Genomic DNA, 14396 nt, shown 5'->3' on the forward strand with positions numbered 1-14396 from the left:
CTCAGGTGGCTGGCAGCGGGGTTGAATTGGTTTACACTGCCAGTTCAATTGCTTACTGCATGGAAGAATAAATATATGTTGCAATTCTTTAACCGCTGCTCACAGGGGCGCGGTGCTTGGCTGTTGATGGCCCTGACTGCGCTGGCGCTGGAATTAGTCGCACTCTACTTTCAGCACGTAATGCTGCTGCAACCCTGTGTCATGTGCATTTACGAACGTTGCGCGCTGTTTGGCATTCTCGGTGCCTCGCTGCTGGGTGCCATCGCGCCGAAAACGCCGCTGCGTTATGCCGCTATTCTGCTGTGGATTTACAGTGCCTGGGAAGGCCTGCAGCTGGCATGGAAACACACCATGATCCAACTACACCCTTCGCCGTTTAATACCTGCGATTTCTTCGTCAGCTTCCCGTCCTGGCTGCCGCTGGACAAATGGCTGCCTGCGGTGTTCCACGCATCAGGCGACTGTTCGGTACGCCAATGGGAATTTTTGACGCTGGAAATGCCGCAGTGGCTGGTTGGCATCTTTGCAGCTTATTTGTTGATTGCTATCGTTGTGCTGCTGGCACAATTTGTCCGCCCACGCCGCCGCGATCTGTTTGGCCGCTGAGCATGACAGCATGACAAACGGCGCCTCAGGGCGCCGTTTGTCATCGAGTGACTGATGATCTTCAGAGGTAATGCGAGATTAGGTATGTGTAAGGTAATAAACGAGCACTATTAGTGCTCCAGCTATGGCAAACAGGCGTATCATTTTCATTATTTTACTCTCGAAACTTAGCGTGAGAGCGCTCAAACTACCTAACATCAGGTTTAAAAAGAAGCATCTGGGCAGGATTTGACGCGTAATTTACATAACATTAAGTTAGAAGAGTAAAATGTCTTATCTACGAAAGCCTCGCTTCACTTTTTCGGTCTTACCTCACAAAAATACTGGCGCAACGATTTTCCTCGCCACTCACTTCATACAAAAAAATTCATCATAGCGATGCATTATTGCATCGATATTTTGATGAAGTTTTATCAGAGAATCCCTATAATATCCGCAAGTTAATATTTAACGATTTCCCTGGTGTTGTTGTGTGTCTTGCCCCTCATCTTTGCAGGGGCTTTTTTCCTTATCTCGCCCAGCTCGGTTTGTTCAAGATGTGATCCTGCCAGTCCACCACTTCACTTTCCCGCACCGCAATATGTCGTACCGTAATACGCTCACCGTGCATCGCAGCTTTAGAACCGCTGACCAGCGGGTGCCACGCAAACAGCGGCTTGCCTTCACCAATCAAACGGTATGCGCAGGTCGGTGGTAGCCAATCGAAGGTGGTAAGGTTTTCACGCGTCAGTTTGATGCAGTCCTCTTCCAGCTCAAAGCGGCGCTCATAGTTGCGGCACTGGCACGACTTAATATTCAGCTGGTTACAGGCTACGTTGGTGAAATAAATCTCGTCGGTATCTTCGTCGATCAGCTTATTCAGACAGCATTGCCCACAACCGTCGCACAGCGATTCCCACTCTTGTTCTGACATTTCCGCCAGCGTTTTTTGTTGCCAAAAAGGGGTTTGTGACATGTTCGCGTCCGGTATAGGTAAATGAATAGATAACCTGCAAGCAGGTTTTGAGGGTGCACTATATAGATATCCCAGCCAAATGGAAAGGCTGAAAACACAATATAATCATAGCGATAACAATATGTTCGCTTAAAAAAAACGCTATTTAAAACAACGGTATTCAACATTTTCGGCCAGTATTATCAGGCCGTTACCCTTGATACTTAAAGGGATAAAACACACCAAGCATATCGTCTAATTATACGTACAAAACTCAGGTCTATCATCCTTTCGTTTCCCCCTCATCCATATCCCTGTTCATCATTATTCACGGGTAAGATTCATCTCATAAAGCACATTTTGCCGCCAAGAAGCGCATATCCCTGCTATGTTTAATGTTCGCCTTTTGAATGAAGATAAGGAACCAAGTATGTTTGGGAAAGCAGAAGACAAAGTAAATGAAGCTGCCGGCGCCGTTGAAGAAGCTTTTGGTAAAGCAACGGACTCACCGGATCATCAAGTCAAAGGCGCAGCCCGCAAATATGCCTCTCAGGCCAGTTACGCGGCTCGAGATGCTGCCGATACGGTGCGGACTCAGGTTGAATCTAACCCACTGGCCGGCGTAGCTATCGCCGCCGCCGTCGGGATTGTTTTCGGTTTCTTGCTGGGCCGTAAATAAGCGTTTTGACCTATCGTCACCGAAAAAAAAGGCCCTGCGGGGCCTTTTTTATTGCGTTTTATCCAGGTTTCAAATCACGCGTGTGGTCAGTGATTTACCGTTGAGGGTGACTTTCAGCATGTCGCCAGAGCTCATCGGGCCGACGCCCTGCGGCGTGCCTGTAAGGATAATGTCGCCTGCGCGCAACGTGAAAAAGCGGCTCATATAGCTGATCAGCGGCAGGATCGGCGTGATCATGTCGCGAGTATTGCCTTGTTGTCGCACCTGGTCATTGACCGTCAGGGACAGCTCCGCATTTTGCGGATCGCCAAACTCCGCTACCGGTATAAACCCGGATATCGGGCAAGAACCGTCGAAACCCTTGGCTTTTTCCCAAGGCTGCCCCGCCTTCTTGAAGCCCGCCTGCAGTTCCCGCAGCGTCAGATCAAGCGCAACACCGTATCCGGCGATGGCACGCGCCACGCGATCTTCATTAGCCTGCTTTAGCGGCGTACCGATCAGCACAGCCAGCTCCACTTCATGATGTACCGAACCAAACTCTTTGGGGATCGCCACCGGCTGGCGAATATCGCACAGCGCCGTTTCAGGCTTGATAAACACTACCGGCTCTGCCGAGGTTGCACTGCCCATTTCCTTGATGTGATCGGCGTAATTACTGCCGACGCAAACCACTTTATTTACCGGAAAATCAAGTAATGAACCCTGCCAGTCTCTATGTTGATACATACCGCCTCTCCCTACAATCATGTAGGGGCTTAGCATGCTAAGCCCGTTATTCCACGCGCTGGTGGAGGCACCGCAGCCTTTTTCTATTGCCCGATACCGTCAGCCATCATACCCACACCGATCGCAAAATAGTAAGAGCGATTCCAGTGCATAATCGTGCGGAAATTATCATAAACCAGGAATGCCCGGCCCTGCATGTCATCCGGTGTGATCAGCCAACTTCGCAGGCTGGAATGCGGCAGCGCTGAACCATCCGGACGCCGCACCCCGCGTTTTTGCCATTCATTGACGCTGTGCGCCTGGCTATCCTTTAGCCCCACAGCCTCGGTGCTGAACCCGGCAGGCAACCTGACCTCTCTGCCCCAACCCACACCACGCTGCCAGCCTTCGCTCGACAGATAGCGGGCCGTAGAGGCAAAGACATCGTCAACGTTGTTCCAGATATCAATGCGGCCATCACCGTCGCCGTCCGCAGCATAGTTAAGGAACGACGTCGGCATAAATTGGCATTGCCCCATGGCACCGGCCCAGGAGCCTTTCAACTGCTCGCGGCTGACATGACCCTGCTCGAGGATTTGCAGCGCCGCCATCAGCTGTTGACTGAAGAACGCCTCGCGTCGCCCTTCAAAAGCCAAGGTGGCGAGCGCAGATATCACATCTTCACGCCCCTGGATTTTACCGAAGGCGCTTTCCATGCCCCACAGTGCCACAACATAACGTCCCGGCACGCCGTAGTGCGCGGTGAGCCGCGAAAGCTTAGGATGATACTGCTGATATAGCGCACGGCCTTGTGCGATCTTGGCGGGTGGCAATACGCGTTTGAGGTAGTCGTCCAGCGTGATTTTCTTTTCCGGCTGATTACGGTCAGCCTTGATCACCCGATCGACAAAATGCACGTCGGTGAAAGCACTGTCGACAATCGCCGGGCTGATGCCCTGCGCCAGCGCCTGGCGCTTTAACTGTTCAACGTAGGCCGGGAACTGCGCAGGATCGCGACCCGTTTCAGAGAGTCGGCTCTGAGCCGCAGGAGTAGCTGTGCCCGACGAAGCTTCCGACGCCGATGTGGCCCCTTGCGCCATCGCCTGTTGGCCGACTGTGCATCCTAACGTCAACAGCGTCGATAGCAGGGTTATTGCCGAAAATCTCATCACGCGGCTCCTTTATCAGTTTTGAGCGCTTCCAGCCTCTCCTACATCTTCGCAGGTTATTTTTTGTCGCCAGACAAATGCTGGTTTAATAAATTTTCCAACGGCGGGGGGACCTGAAGATAAAACCCTTCTTCTTTCAGGGCTTCTTTCACTTTCTCAATATCCGCCGAGGCTAACTTTTCCCGCCCTTCAAGGGAAAGCACCATTGCCAATTGCGGCGTACCGAAACTTTTCATCAGATCTTCCGGCACACGGGAGAAATCGTCTTTTTTTTCGACATAAAGATAAGTTTGATCGCGTTTAGAACTTCTATAGATCACACAAAGCATGTTTTTAACTCTATTTAATTGGGGCAGCGTCTTGCCTGGATATAACTCTGACTATAACATGCTTATAGTACTTCGGAATATCGCACCCCGATTGGTATTCCGGGGATTTAAAGTTGCTGAGACTGAGTCAGGATAGATGTCACAATCGCCAATTGAGCTAAAAGGCAGCAGTTTTACCCTATCGGTTGTTCATTTGCATAATTCGGAACCCGAGGTAATACGTCAGGCGTTACTGGAAAAAGTAGAGCAAGCGCCCGCTTTTTTGAAAAACGCCCCTGTTGTTATCAACGTTGCAACGCTGAACGGCGACGCAAACTGGAAAGAACTTCAACAGGCTGTCACGGCAGCAGGTCTGCGCGTTGTGGGTATCAGCGGTTGCAGAGATGAGCGGCAGAAACGCGCAATAACCCGTGCCGGGCTGCCGTTGCTGAACGAAGGCAAAGGCCAAAAGATGGCCACACCGGAACCGGCGCCTGCGCCAGCCCCGGTGGTGGATCCCAACGCCCCCGCCAAGACGCGCATCATCAGTACCCCTGTCCGTTCCGGCCAACAAATTTATGCCCGCAACAGCGATCTGATAGTGACCAGCAGCGTTAGCGCCGGCGCTGAATTAATTGCCGATGGCAACATTCACGTCTACGGCATGATGCGCGGTCGTGCGCTGGCCGGTGCATCAGGTGATACACAGTGCCAGATTTTTTGCACGCACCTGGGTGCTGAGCTAGTCTCTATCGCAGGGCAGTACTGGTTGAGCGACCAAATCCCGTCCGACTATGTCGGCCAGGCAGTACGACTCAGCCTGTTGGATAACGCTTTAACCATACAACCTTTAAATTAAGCCCTTTTGACAAGGAATCCATTTCATGGCACGCATTATTGTTGTTACATCGGGTAAAGGGGGCGTTGGCAAGACCACTTCAAGCGCGGCCATCGCTACCGGTTTAGCCCAAAAAGGAAAGAAAACCGTAGTGATCGATTTCGATATCGGCCTGCGTAATCTTGACCTGATCATGGGCTGCGAACGCCGGGTTGTTTACGATTTCGTTAACGTGATTCAGGGTGATGCCACACTGAATCAGGCGTTGATCAAAGACAAGCGCACCGAAAATCTGTTTATCCTGCCAGCTTCGCAAACGCGTGACAAAGACGCGTTAACCCGCGAAGGCGTTGAGAAGATCCTCAACGACCTGGGCGAAATGGATTTTGATTTTGTGGTTTGTGACTCTCCGGCGGGCATCGAAACCGGCGCACTGATGGCACTGTATTTTGCTGATGAAGCCATCATCACCACCAACCCGGAAGTCTCCTCGGTACGTGACTCTGACCGTATTCTGGGCATTTTGTCTTCCAAATCTCGCCGTGCCGAGAGAGGCGAATCGCCAATCAAGGAACACCTGCTGCTGACCCGCTACAACCCAGGACGCGTCAGCCGTGGCGACATGCTGAGCATGGAAGACGTGCTCGAAATTCTGCGCATTCCATTGGTCGGCGTTATCCCGGAAGACCAATCCGTACTGCGTGCATCCAACCAGGGTGAACCGGTGATCCTCGACGCCGAGTCGGATGCCGGCAAAGCCTATGACGATACCGTTAGCCGCCTGTTAGGGGAAGAACGCCCCTTCCGCTTCATTGAAGAAGAGAAGAAGGGTTTCCTGAAACGCCTTTTTGGGGGATAAACCATGGCATTACTAGACTTCTTTCTGTCCCGCAAAAAGCAGACAGCCAATATAGCCAAGGAACGGCTGCAGATTATCGTCGCAGAGCGTCGTCGCGGGGACAGTGAGCCCCCGTATCTGCCTGATTTGAAACGCGATATTCTGGCGGTAATTTGCAAATATATTCAAATCGACCCTGAAATGCTGCACGTGCAGTTTGAGCAGAAAGGGGATGATATTTCGGTACTTGAACTCAACGTGACATTACCGGAATCGGAAGAAGTAACTAAATGAGTGTGACGCACTAATTACCCCCTGTATATTTTCTTGCAGGGGGTAACTGTATGCATAACCAGTTATTGAGATAAAAATCGCCTAATAATCGTTTTTAGCCTTTGGGATTAATCTCAATTAATCTTGCGTCACTGTTGTTTAAAGTAAATGCTGTCGGTAAGTGTTGTTATGGTTATTTCTAATAAATAATCGGAGCAGCGTTTCCTTACCCTGCCCCAAGTTTTACCACTCGATTAATAATCCTTCAAAATAGCCTGCAGCGGCGCCGCCAATAAATCACCGCGCCAACCGCTGATTAATTCTGGCAGGCTGTCAGCACCCTTCAATTTCCAATGCCAATTCAGCAGTTGGTTAATCTGTCGGCGCGATGCCAGTAATTCACTGCTCAACCCGCTTTGCTCACTGACAATGACGATCGCCGCCTTGATATCCTTGAACACTTTCTTGTAGCCCGGCTGATCGATCAGGTTCGACAGCGGTGCCGGCAGTGCAGCCTCATCCAGCTCATTAGCCTCTGCCACCAGCGCCAACAGCGTTTTACCGTGATAACGAATTTCCGGACCGCTCAGGCCCAGAGAGTCCAATTCCCCCAGCGATGTCGGCATATGTCGCGCCACCTGCCAAAGGTTTTCCTCACGTACCACGAAGTTTACCGCCAGATCGCGCTCACGCGCCTGACGCAGGCGCCATTCAGCCAGCTTCTGCAAGCAGCCCAACTGACGCGGACGCAGTTGCCAGGCATTGGTGATTTCACGGTAGGCCAATTCTGGCGCCAGCGTCTCGCTACGGCGTTGGCATAGCAACAGGCATTCATTATTAGCGGCAGCCGTCCAACCGGCCTCTTCAGTTTCCTGAACCAGGCGTTTGGCCATCGGCAGCAGATAGAACACGTCAGCCGCCGCATAGACGCACTGTTTTTCCGTCAGCGGACGCGCCAGCCAGTCGGTGCGGGCTTCGCTTTTATCCAACTCCACCTGCATATACTCCGCCACCAGGGTCGCAAAACCGCAAGACAGCGGTCGACCGGTGAAGGCCGCCAGAATTTGGGTGTCCACCATCGGAGTCGGCAGCGTTTTGAACGCGTTGAGGAACACTTCCAGATCCTCACTGCCGGCGTGCAGGAACTTCACAATCTGAGTATTACTCAGCAGCTCGATAAACGGCTGCCATTGCTTGATTGGCAGGGGGTCAATCAGGGAGAGTTGTTCACCGTCGTATAACTGAATCAGGCCTAACTGCGGATAATAGGTGCGCGTTCTGACAAATTCGGTGTCCAGCGCTATCTGGGCATGCTTTTTCGCCTGCTCGCAGACCTGCTGCAATCCGGCATCGGTAGTGATCAACTGATAGTTCAAAACGTCATTCTCTTGGTCGCTTTCATGATTCAAACACAACAACGCCGGCATTCACCGGCGTTGTTGATCTGTAAGGCGTGGATGATAACCTAGGCGGCATCGGCCGCTGCAGGTTTTTTCTGCTCATCACGCAGTTCTCGCCGCAAAATTTTACCGACGTTAGACTTCGGCAACTCGTCACGGAACTCAACAATTTTAGGCACTTTATACCCGGTAAGCTGCCGACGACAATGGGTCAACAGTTCTTCTTTGGTCAGCGAAGCGTCTTTCTTCACCACGCAAATTTTAACCGTCTCACCGGTTACCTCATTCGGCACGCCAATCGCCGCGCACTCCAATACTTTCGGATGCTGACTGACCACGTCTTCAATCTCGTTCGGGTATACGTTAAACCCGGAAACCAGGATCATGTCCTTCTTCCGGTCGACGACGCGGACAAAGCCCATATCGTCCACTGTAACGATATCACCGGTCGCGAGCCAGCCATCTTTCAATACTTCATCGGTGGCATCCGGCCGCTGCCAGTAGCCTAACATAACTTGCGGTCCTTTGACCCACAGTTCACCCGGCTCACCAACCGGCACGTCCTGACCGTTATCGTCCACCAGTCGAATATCCGTCGAGGGTACAGGCAAACCGATACTGCCGCTGTAGTGTTTCAGATCGTAAGGGTTACCGGAGACCAGCGGCGCGCACTCCGTCAGGCCGTATCCTTCCAGCAAGTGCTTACCGGTGGTTTTCTCCCACTTGTCCGCCACCGATTTCTGTACTGACATGCCGCCGCCGACGGAAAAACGCAGGGTGGAGAAATCCAGCTTGTGGAAGTCCTCGTTGTTCAATAGCGCATTGAACAGGGTGTTCACCCCACTCATGGCGGTGAACGGATATTTGCCCAGCTCTTTCACCAGCCCTGGAATGTCGCGTGGGTTGGTGATCAGCAAATTGCGCCCACCCAAATCGATAAACAGCAGGCAGTTCACCGTCAGCGCGAAAATGTGATACAGCGGCAGCGCCGTTACCACCAACTCCTGCCCTTCACGAAACAGCGGCAAATAGGCAGCTTTGGCCTGCTCCAGGTTGGCCTGCATATTACGGTGTGTCAGCATCGCGCCTTTGGCCACGCCGGTAGTCCCACCGGTATACTGCAGGAACGCCAGATCGGTGTTGATAATATCGGGTTTAACATACTGTTGGCGACGCCCGCGCTGGAGCGCACTGCGAAAAGAAACGGCAGCCGGTAGATGATATTTCGGCACCAGCCGCTTGATGTATTTGACGACGAAGTTAACCAGCGTGCCTTTGGCGGCGGAGAGCTGATCGCCCATACGCGTCAGGATCACATGCTTGACCTGGGTGTTGAACACCACTTTTTCCAGCGTGTGAGCAAAGTTGGAGACGATCACGATGGCACTTGCGCCACTGTCGTTCAGTTGATGTTCCAATTCACGTGGCGTATACAGCGGGTTAACGTTCACCACCACCATACCCGCACGTAAGATACCAAACAGCGCGATGGGATACTGCAACAGGTTCGGCATCATCAGAGCAACGCGGTCGCCTTTCTGCAGCCCCAGCTCATTTTGCAGGTAAGCCGCGAAAGCCCGACTACGTTCTTCCAGCTTGCGGTAGGTCATCACCTCACCCATGTTAATGAAAGCCGGTTGATCTGCGTAGCGCTGAACCGCATTTTCAAACATTTCGACCAAAGATGAATAACGATCGGCGTCGATCTCTGCCGGAACATCCGCCGGGTAACGTTTTAACCAGACCTTATCCAAGGTATTACTCCTGAAATTATTATTCATTATCATCATCGCAGCCCTCAAATATGCAGCCAAACCATAACAATATTTTAACTCAGCAGACCAGTTTGAGTTTTAAACAATATTCAGGTTGCGATGTACGTCACTAATTGGCGGTCATTCCCTACGCCAAAAGAATAAGGCGGCCGGAGCCGCCCTATTAAAATTTAACAACAAGCAAGCATTACTCGGTAACGATGGTTTGCACCTGCACTGGGCCAGGGTTGTACCAGCCATACCCCACGCCCCAACCGGGGCCCCAGGTACCGCTACGCCAGCCCCAGGGGCCCATCGGCGCCGGTGGCATCATCACCTGCTGAGACAGATGCCAGCGTTTGTAGCCAGTGGCATTCATGGTAACAAACTTGTACGGTGTCATGCCGATCTTGCCGTCTTTCACGCCGGTGATTGGCCCAACTACCGTCACTAACTGGCCCTTAAAATCAACCGGTTCCAGGAAGCCATTAACCGAGGCTATCAGACGACCCCGTGACGGCTCACCCAATATCGGCCGGGCGCCGGAATCGAGCGGCACGGCCGCAATTTCCAGTAACGTGCGCCCCTGCTCATTGGCAACGTTCACAACGGTACCGCCAAAGCGAGCTTCAGCGCCGACAAACAGGTTCGGCGCATTCTGTACCGAAGACAGCTGCTGCACCGGCGTTGCCGTGCTGCCTTTAATCGCATCAGGCACGGTTACGCAACCTGACAGCGCCAGCACGCTGCCGGCAATAGCCAGCAGCGACATTTTTTTACAAACAGTGCGGGTTAACATCGTCGCAATCTCCTGAAATGGCTGTAACTTTGACATCAATTCACGGAGCAAGTTGCAGATCATTCCTATCCCTATTGCCGCCAAAGCACAATAGGTTGCGGCTATTCGCGCCCCGGCAATTTTTTCCAGGTGACTTCATTACGCAAATAGGTCGGCTCGGCATTTTCTACCGCGACCGCCAAACCCTGTTGCCAGGCATGCAGCGCCAACGGCAGCATATCTTCCGCCTGCGGTAACAACATTTGCCCATCGCTCAGGGTTAACGTGGAACCGGCAACCAAATCCGGATAGGTTTGCCAGCCGGTGCCGACATGCGCCCAGTGGCCTTGCAGACCTTGCGCGCGCACCAGCGCCTGCGCCGGGGTAAGTACCGCTTCACCTTCACTTTCAAGCCAGTTACCGTCCTGCTGACGTTCAAACTGACCCCAGTAGACTTCGCCCATACGCGCATCTATCGCCGACAGCACACGGTCAGCCCCGGTGAGTCGCCAGGCGCCCTGCGCCATGGTTTGCAGCGTGGAAACGCCCAGCAAGGGCAAGTCGGCGCCCAGCGCCAAGCCCTGAGCAATACCAATGCCGATACGCACGCCGGTAAAGCTGCCCGGCCCGCGGCCAAAAGCCAGCGCATCGAGCTGGCCAAGGGTGACCCCGGATTCCGCCAGCACCTGCTGCACCATAGGTAAAATACGTTGCGTATGCTCACGTGGGCACAGCTCAAACAGGGCGTGGATTTCGCCTTGATTCCAGATAGCAACGGAACAGGCTTCCGTCGCTGTATCGATCGCTAAAATTCGCGTGGACATGCCAACCTCAGGCGGGAAAAAAACAGGGTTTTTCATACAGGGCGCGCATTGTAGCACAGCCCTGGGGTCACGCCTATCCGCTAGCGATCTGCCTGCAGGAAGGCAATCGCCTGGGCGATATCGCGGGTACGCGGCGTCGGCGGCAGGCTATTGAGGAAAACTTCACCATAGGGGCGCATCACCAACCGATTGTCGCAAATCACCAGCACGCCGCGATCGTCGGTATCGCGGATCAGGCGTCCAACCCCCTGTTTCAGGGTAATGACCGCGTCCGGAAGCTGCACATCGTTAAACGGATCGCCACCACGTAATCGGCAGTCCTCAATCCGTGCTTTCAACAACGGATCATCGGGTGAGGTAAACGGCAGTTTGTCGATAATCACGCACGACAATGCATCGCCGCGTACATCTACCCCCTCCCAGAAGCTGCTGGTCGCCACCAACAGGGCATTGCCGGCCTCGACAAACTGAGCCAGCAACTGCCCCTTGCTGGTTTCCCCCTGCAACAACACCGGCAAGGTCATGGTGGCACGGAACTCTTCCGCCAATTCCCGCATCATCTGGTGCGAAGTACAAAGGAAGAAGCAGCGGCCGTTATTGGCTTCAATCAGCGGCCGAAGCATGCGTGCCAATTGCCGCGCGCCGCCAGGCTGGTTTGGTGAGGGTAAAAAGCGCGGTACGCACAGCAAGGCCTGTTTGGCGTAATCGAATGGGCTGGCCAGCAGCAGCGTTTTGGCCTTATTCAACCCCAGACGCTCGGTAAAGTGGCCCATCTGCTCGTTAACCGACAGCGTTGCCGAGGTGAAAATCCAGCTGCCCGGTTTTTCATCCAGCAACTCACGGAAACGATCGGCCACCGTCAGCGGCGTCAACGCCAGTACAAAGTGACGCGAGTTGCACTCATACCAATAGCTGAACCCCGGTTCATTGACCTCTTTCAAACGTTTGAGACGGGCACGATATAACGTAGCGCGTTCAAAAGCCGCGTCCAACAAGGCCGAACGGCCAAGGGAAAGTTTGACCACGTCATAACACAGCTCCAGCGCATCATCGAGCAGCAGCAAGGCGCGTTGTACATTGGGCTGGCTCAGCACCTCACGCAGGTTGCCGCGAAAGCCTGGTTCTCCCAACATCAAACGAAAATCCTGCGTGCTTTGGCTGAGGCGGTCGGCGCTTTTTTGCAGTTGTGCGGCATCGCGCACTTCGGTGCGATAGGCAATGGAAATGTCTTTGGCCAGGTCCAGCAGTTGACGGCTGGTCAGTTGCTTACCGAAATATTGGCTGGCGATATCCGGGATCTGATGCGCTTCATCGAAGATCATCACATCGGCCTCAGGGATCAGTTCGGCAAAGCCGCCCTCCTTCACCACCATATCGGCCAGGAACAGATGGTGGTTCACCACCACCACATCGGCATCCATCGCACGACGACGCGCTTTGACCACAAAGCAATCTTTATACAAAGGGCAATCGCTGCCCAGGCAGTTGTCGTTAGTGCTGGTCACCAGCGGCCAAACAAAGCTGTCTTCCGCCACGTCGCTGCAACTGCTGATGTCGCCCTCTTTGGTCATGGACGACCATTTGCGCAGATGGACCAGATCGATCAGCGTTTGCCCGGCCAACTCGCCGCCCGCCATCGACTGTTGCTCCAGACGTTCCAGACACAGGTAATTGGAGCGCCCTTTCAGCAGCGCCATCTTGCCTTTGTACTTCAGTGCCTTGGCCACGGTGGGCAAATCGCGTGCATAAAGCTGATCCTGCAACGCTTTTGACCCGGTGGAAATAATCACTTTGCGATCGGCCCGCAGTGCCGGCACCAGATAGGCGTAGGTTTTGCCGGTACCGGTGCCCGCTTCGACCACCAGTTCCTGCTTGAAATTAATGGCTTCGGTGACCGCTTCCGCCATCTGCCGCTGTGCTTCACGCGGTTTGAAACCCTTGATTGCCTGCGCCAGGGCGCCGTCTGTTGCGAAATCGTCTGCCACGCTATCTCTCTGCCGATGTAATTCAGCGCTAATTATGCCTATCCTGCCGCGTGGCTACCACCGACTTTATCGTCACACATTTCTGCCGATGGCTGTGTTACCCTTAACGCGATGATGATATGGAGATAATTGCATGAATATCGAACGAATTGATCCAGACAAACGTTGGTCCGAAGCCGTCGTTCACAACGACACCGTCTATTACACCAGCGTGCCGGAAAACCTGGATGATGACGCTACCGCCCAAACCGCGAACGCCCTGGCAGCAATTGACGTGATCCTGGCGCGCGTTGGGTCAGATAAAAGCCGGGTGCTGGACGCCACCATTTTTCTGGCCGACGATGCCGATTTTGCTGCCATGAACGCCGCCTGGGATGCCTGGGTAGTTGCGGGTAGCGCGCCGGTACGCTGCACCGTGCAAGCCAAATTGATGAATCCGAAGTACAAGGTCGAAATCAAAATTATTGCTGCGGTATAAACGAAAAAACCGCAGACGATAACGCCTGCGGTTTTATTTTCATCTGCTGCTTAAGCCAGCTTGATGATCACCATACCTGCCAGCAACAACACCAAACCAATCCAGCCTTTGGCATTCAGGCGCTGACCGAACAGGATCCAGCCGGCGGCGATTGTCGCGGCAATACCGAAACCACCCCACAATGCATAAGCCACCGACAGGTCTATCCCCTTCACCGCCTGTGCCAGAGCACTGAACGCCCCCAGCACCGACAGCAATGAAAGCAGGCCTAACCAGATTTTACGGAAACCGTCTGACATCTTCAGGAAGATGTTGGCGACAATTTCCAACACAATCGCCAGTCCCAAGAACCCAATGTGGTACAACTCAAGCTGTTGCATGGTTGTCACCTCGCGGGCTGGCCTGTTTTCGTGGTTTGCGGGTACCGGACTTCACCAACAAGATCCCGGCGATCAACGTCACCAGACCCAGCACCTTCAAGGCCGAGATCGGCTCATCGAACCACAATACGCTGAACAAGGTAATAAACAGGATACCGATCCCTTCCCACAGCGCGTAAGCAACGCCAAGGGCAACGCGTTTAATCGCCAATGACAGCATGACGTATGATGCAGTGATCATCACATACATCACAATATGACCGGTCATGCCGCCGCTAACGCTGGCGTATTTCATGGACAGGGTACCGATAATTTCGGCCACGATGGCCAAGCCTAAAAAGATCCAATAAATCATAATTTCTCTCCCAAACGGCGAATAACGCACGCTAAGGCATATTTATCCCGATTTATCTCGTCAGACAGGCGCAACGAGGCGCTGACGACGCA

At 53.3% G+C, this 14396-nt stretch carries 17 protein-coding genes; 6 read left to right on the forward strand and 11 right to left on the reverse strand.

Going from position 1 to position 14396, the window contains the following annotated elements:
- The first annotated feature begins 75 nt into the window (after positions 1–75).
- Positions 76–606 (forward strand): disulfide bond formation protein DsbB, encoded by a 531-nt coding sequence (dsbB, locus tag H0S68_RS13670; RefSeq protein WP_020827236.1) that lies wholly within the window; start codon positions 76–78, stop codon positions 604–606.
- Positions 607–1114: 508 nt separating this feature from the next.
- Here dsbB and H0S68_RS13675 read toward each other — a convergent pair.
- Positions 1115–1561 (reverse strand): YcgN family cysteine cluster protein, encoded by a 447-nt coding sequence (locus tag H0S68_RS13675; protein ID WP_020827237.1) that lies wholly within the window; start codon positions 1559–1561, stop codon positions 1115–1117.
- Between the two features lie 409 nt (positions 1562–1970).
- Between H0S68_RS13675 and H0S68_RS13680 the strand changes: the two genes are divergently transcribed.
- Entirely contained in the window at positions 1971–2219 is a 249-nt protein-coding gene (locus tag H0S68_RS13680; RefSeq protein WP_012145476.1) for a CsbD family protein, read from the forward strand.
- Between the two features lie 69 nt (positions 2220–2288).
- On the opposite strand, the gene H0S68_RS13685 is transcribed toward H0S68_RS13680, so the two are convergent.
- The 3 genes from H0S68_RS13685 to H0S68_RS13695 all read right to left on the reverse strand — a co-directional run bounded on the left by H0S68_RS13685 (position 2289) and on the right by H0S68_RS13695 (position 4422).
- Positions 2289–2945: a fumarylacetoacetate hydrolase family protein gene (locus H0S68_RS13685; RefSeq protein WP_044551811.1), complete on the reverse strand. Its 657-nt coding sequence runs from the start codon at positions 2943–2945 to the stop codon at positions 2289–2291.
- An 83-nt stretch (positions 2946–3028) separates the two neighbouring features.
- Positions 3029–4093, reverse strand: a complete 1065-nt coding sequence (locus tag H0S68_RS13690) for a lytic transglycosylase domain-containing protein (protein WP_410528772.1) — start codon at positions 4091–4093, stop codon at positions 3029–3031.
- Between the two features lie 56 nt (positions 4094–4149).
- Positions 4150–4422, reverse strand: a complete 273-nt coding sequence (locus H0S68_RS13695) for a YcgL domain-containing protein (RefSeq protein WP_020827240.1) — start codon at positions 4420–4422, stop codon at positions 4150–4152.
- Between the two features lie 136 nt (positions 4423–4558).
- Here H0S68_RS13695 and minC point away from each other — a divergent pair, with 136 nt between their 5' ends.
- The 3 genes from minC to minE are packed head-to-tail and all read left to right on the forward strand — an operon-like array spanning position 4559 to position 6371.
- Entirely contained in the window at positions 4559–5260 is a 702-nt protein-coding gene (gene minC / locus H0S68_RS13700; RefSeq protein WP_020827241.1) for a septum site-determining protein MinC, read from the forward strand.
- 25 nt (positions 5261–5285) lie between these two features.
- Positions 5286–6098 carry a septum site-determining protein MinD gene (gene minD / locus H0S68_RS13705; RefSeq protein WP_020827242.1) on the forward strand — a complete coding sequence of 271 codons (813 nt, stop codon included), beginning with the start codon at positions 5286–5288 and terminating at the stop codon, positions 6096–6098.
- 3 nt (positions 6099–6101) lie between these two features.
- Positions 6102–6371 carry a cell division topological specificity factor MinE gene (gene minE / locus H0S68_RS13710; RefSeq protein ID WP_012145482.1) on the forward strand — a complete coding sequence of 90 codons (270 nt, stop codon included), beginning with the start codon at positions 6102–6104 and terminating at the stop codon, positions 6369–6371.
- Positions 6372–6604: 233 nt separating this feature from the next.
- On the opposite strand, the gene rnd is transcribed toward minE, so the two are convergent.
- The 5 genes from rnd to H0S68_RS13735 all read right to left on the reverse strand — a co-directional run bounded on the left by rnd (position 6605) and on the right by H0S68_RS13735 (position 13091).
- Entirely contained in the window at positions 6605–7726 is a 1122-nt protein-coding gene (gene rnd, locus H0S68_RS13715; protein WP_041415435.1) for a ribonuclease D, read from the reverse strand.
- A gap of 89 nt (positions 7727–7815) precedes the next feature.
- Positions 7816–9504, reverse strand: coding sequence for a long-chain-fatty-acid--CoA ligase FadD (gene fadD, locus H0S68_RS13720; RefSeq protein WP_046373352.1), 1689 nt, complete (start codon positions 9502–9504; stop codon positions 7816–7818).
- A 208-nt stretch (positions 9505–9712) separates the two neighbouring features.
- Positions 9713–10303, reverse strand: a complete 591-nt coding sequence (locus H0S68_RS13725) for a Slp family lipoprotein (RefSeq protein WP_041415437.1) — start codon at positions 10301–10303, stop codon at positions 9713–9715.
- A gap of 101 nt (positions 10304–10404) precedes the next feature.
- Positions 10405–11106, reverse strand: a complete 702-nt coding sequence (gene tsaB / locus H0S68_RS13730; RefSeq protein ID WP_041415440.1) for a tRNA (adenosine(37)-N6)-threonylcarbamoyltransferase complex dimerization subunit type 1 TsaB — start codon at positions 11104–11106, stop codon at positions 10405–10407.
- An 80-nt stretch (positions 11107–11186) separates the two neighbouring features.
- Positions 11187–13091, reverse strand: a complete 1905-nt coding sequence (locus H0S68_RS13735) for an ATP-dependent DNA helicase (RefSeq protein ID WP_046373351.1) — start codon at positions 13089–13091, stop codon at positions 11187–11189.
- Positions 13092–13224: 133 nt separating this feature from the next.
- On the opposite strand from H0S68_RS13735, the gene H0S68_RS13740 reads away from it, so the two are divergent.
- A complete protein-coding gene (locus H0S68_RS13740; protein WP_020827248.1) occupies positions 13225–13569 on the forward strand; it encodes a RidA family protein in 345 nt (114 codons plus the stop codon).
- Positions 13570–13619: 50 nt separating this feature from the next.
- Here the strand turns inward: H0S68_RS13740 and mdtI are convergent, their stop codons facing one another.
- Positions 13620–13949, reverse strand: a complete 330-nt coding sequence (gene mdtI / locus H0S68_RS13745) for a multidrug/spermidine efflux SMR transporter subunit MdtI (RefSeq protein ID WP_020827249.1) — start codon at positions 13947–13949, stop codon at positions 13620–13622.
- A complete protein-coding gene (gene mdtJ / locus H0S68_RS13750; RefSeq protein ID WP_046373350.1) occupies positions 13936–14304 on the reverse strand; it encodes a multidrug/spermidine efflux SMR transporter subunit MdtJ in 369 nt (122 codons plus the stop codon). Before mdtJ ends, mdtI begins: the two co-directional genes overlap by 14 nt.
- Between the last annotated feature and the right edge of the window lie 92 nt (positions 14305–14396).

The organism is Serratia sp. AXJ-M (assembly GCF_046531865.1).
GTDB lineage: Bacteria > Pseudomonadota > Gammaproteobacteria > Enterobacterales > Enterobacteriaceae > Serratia > Serratia liquefaciens.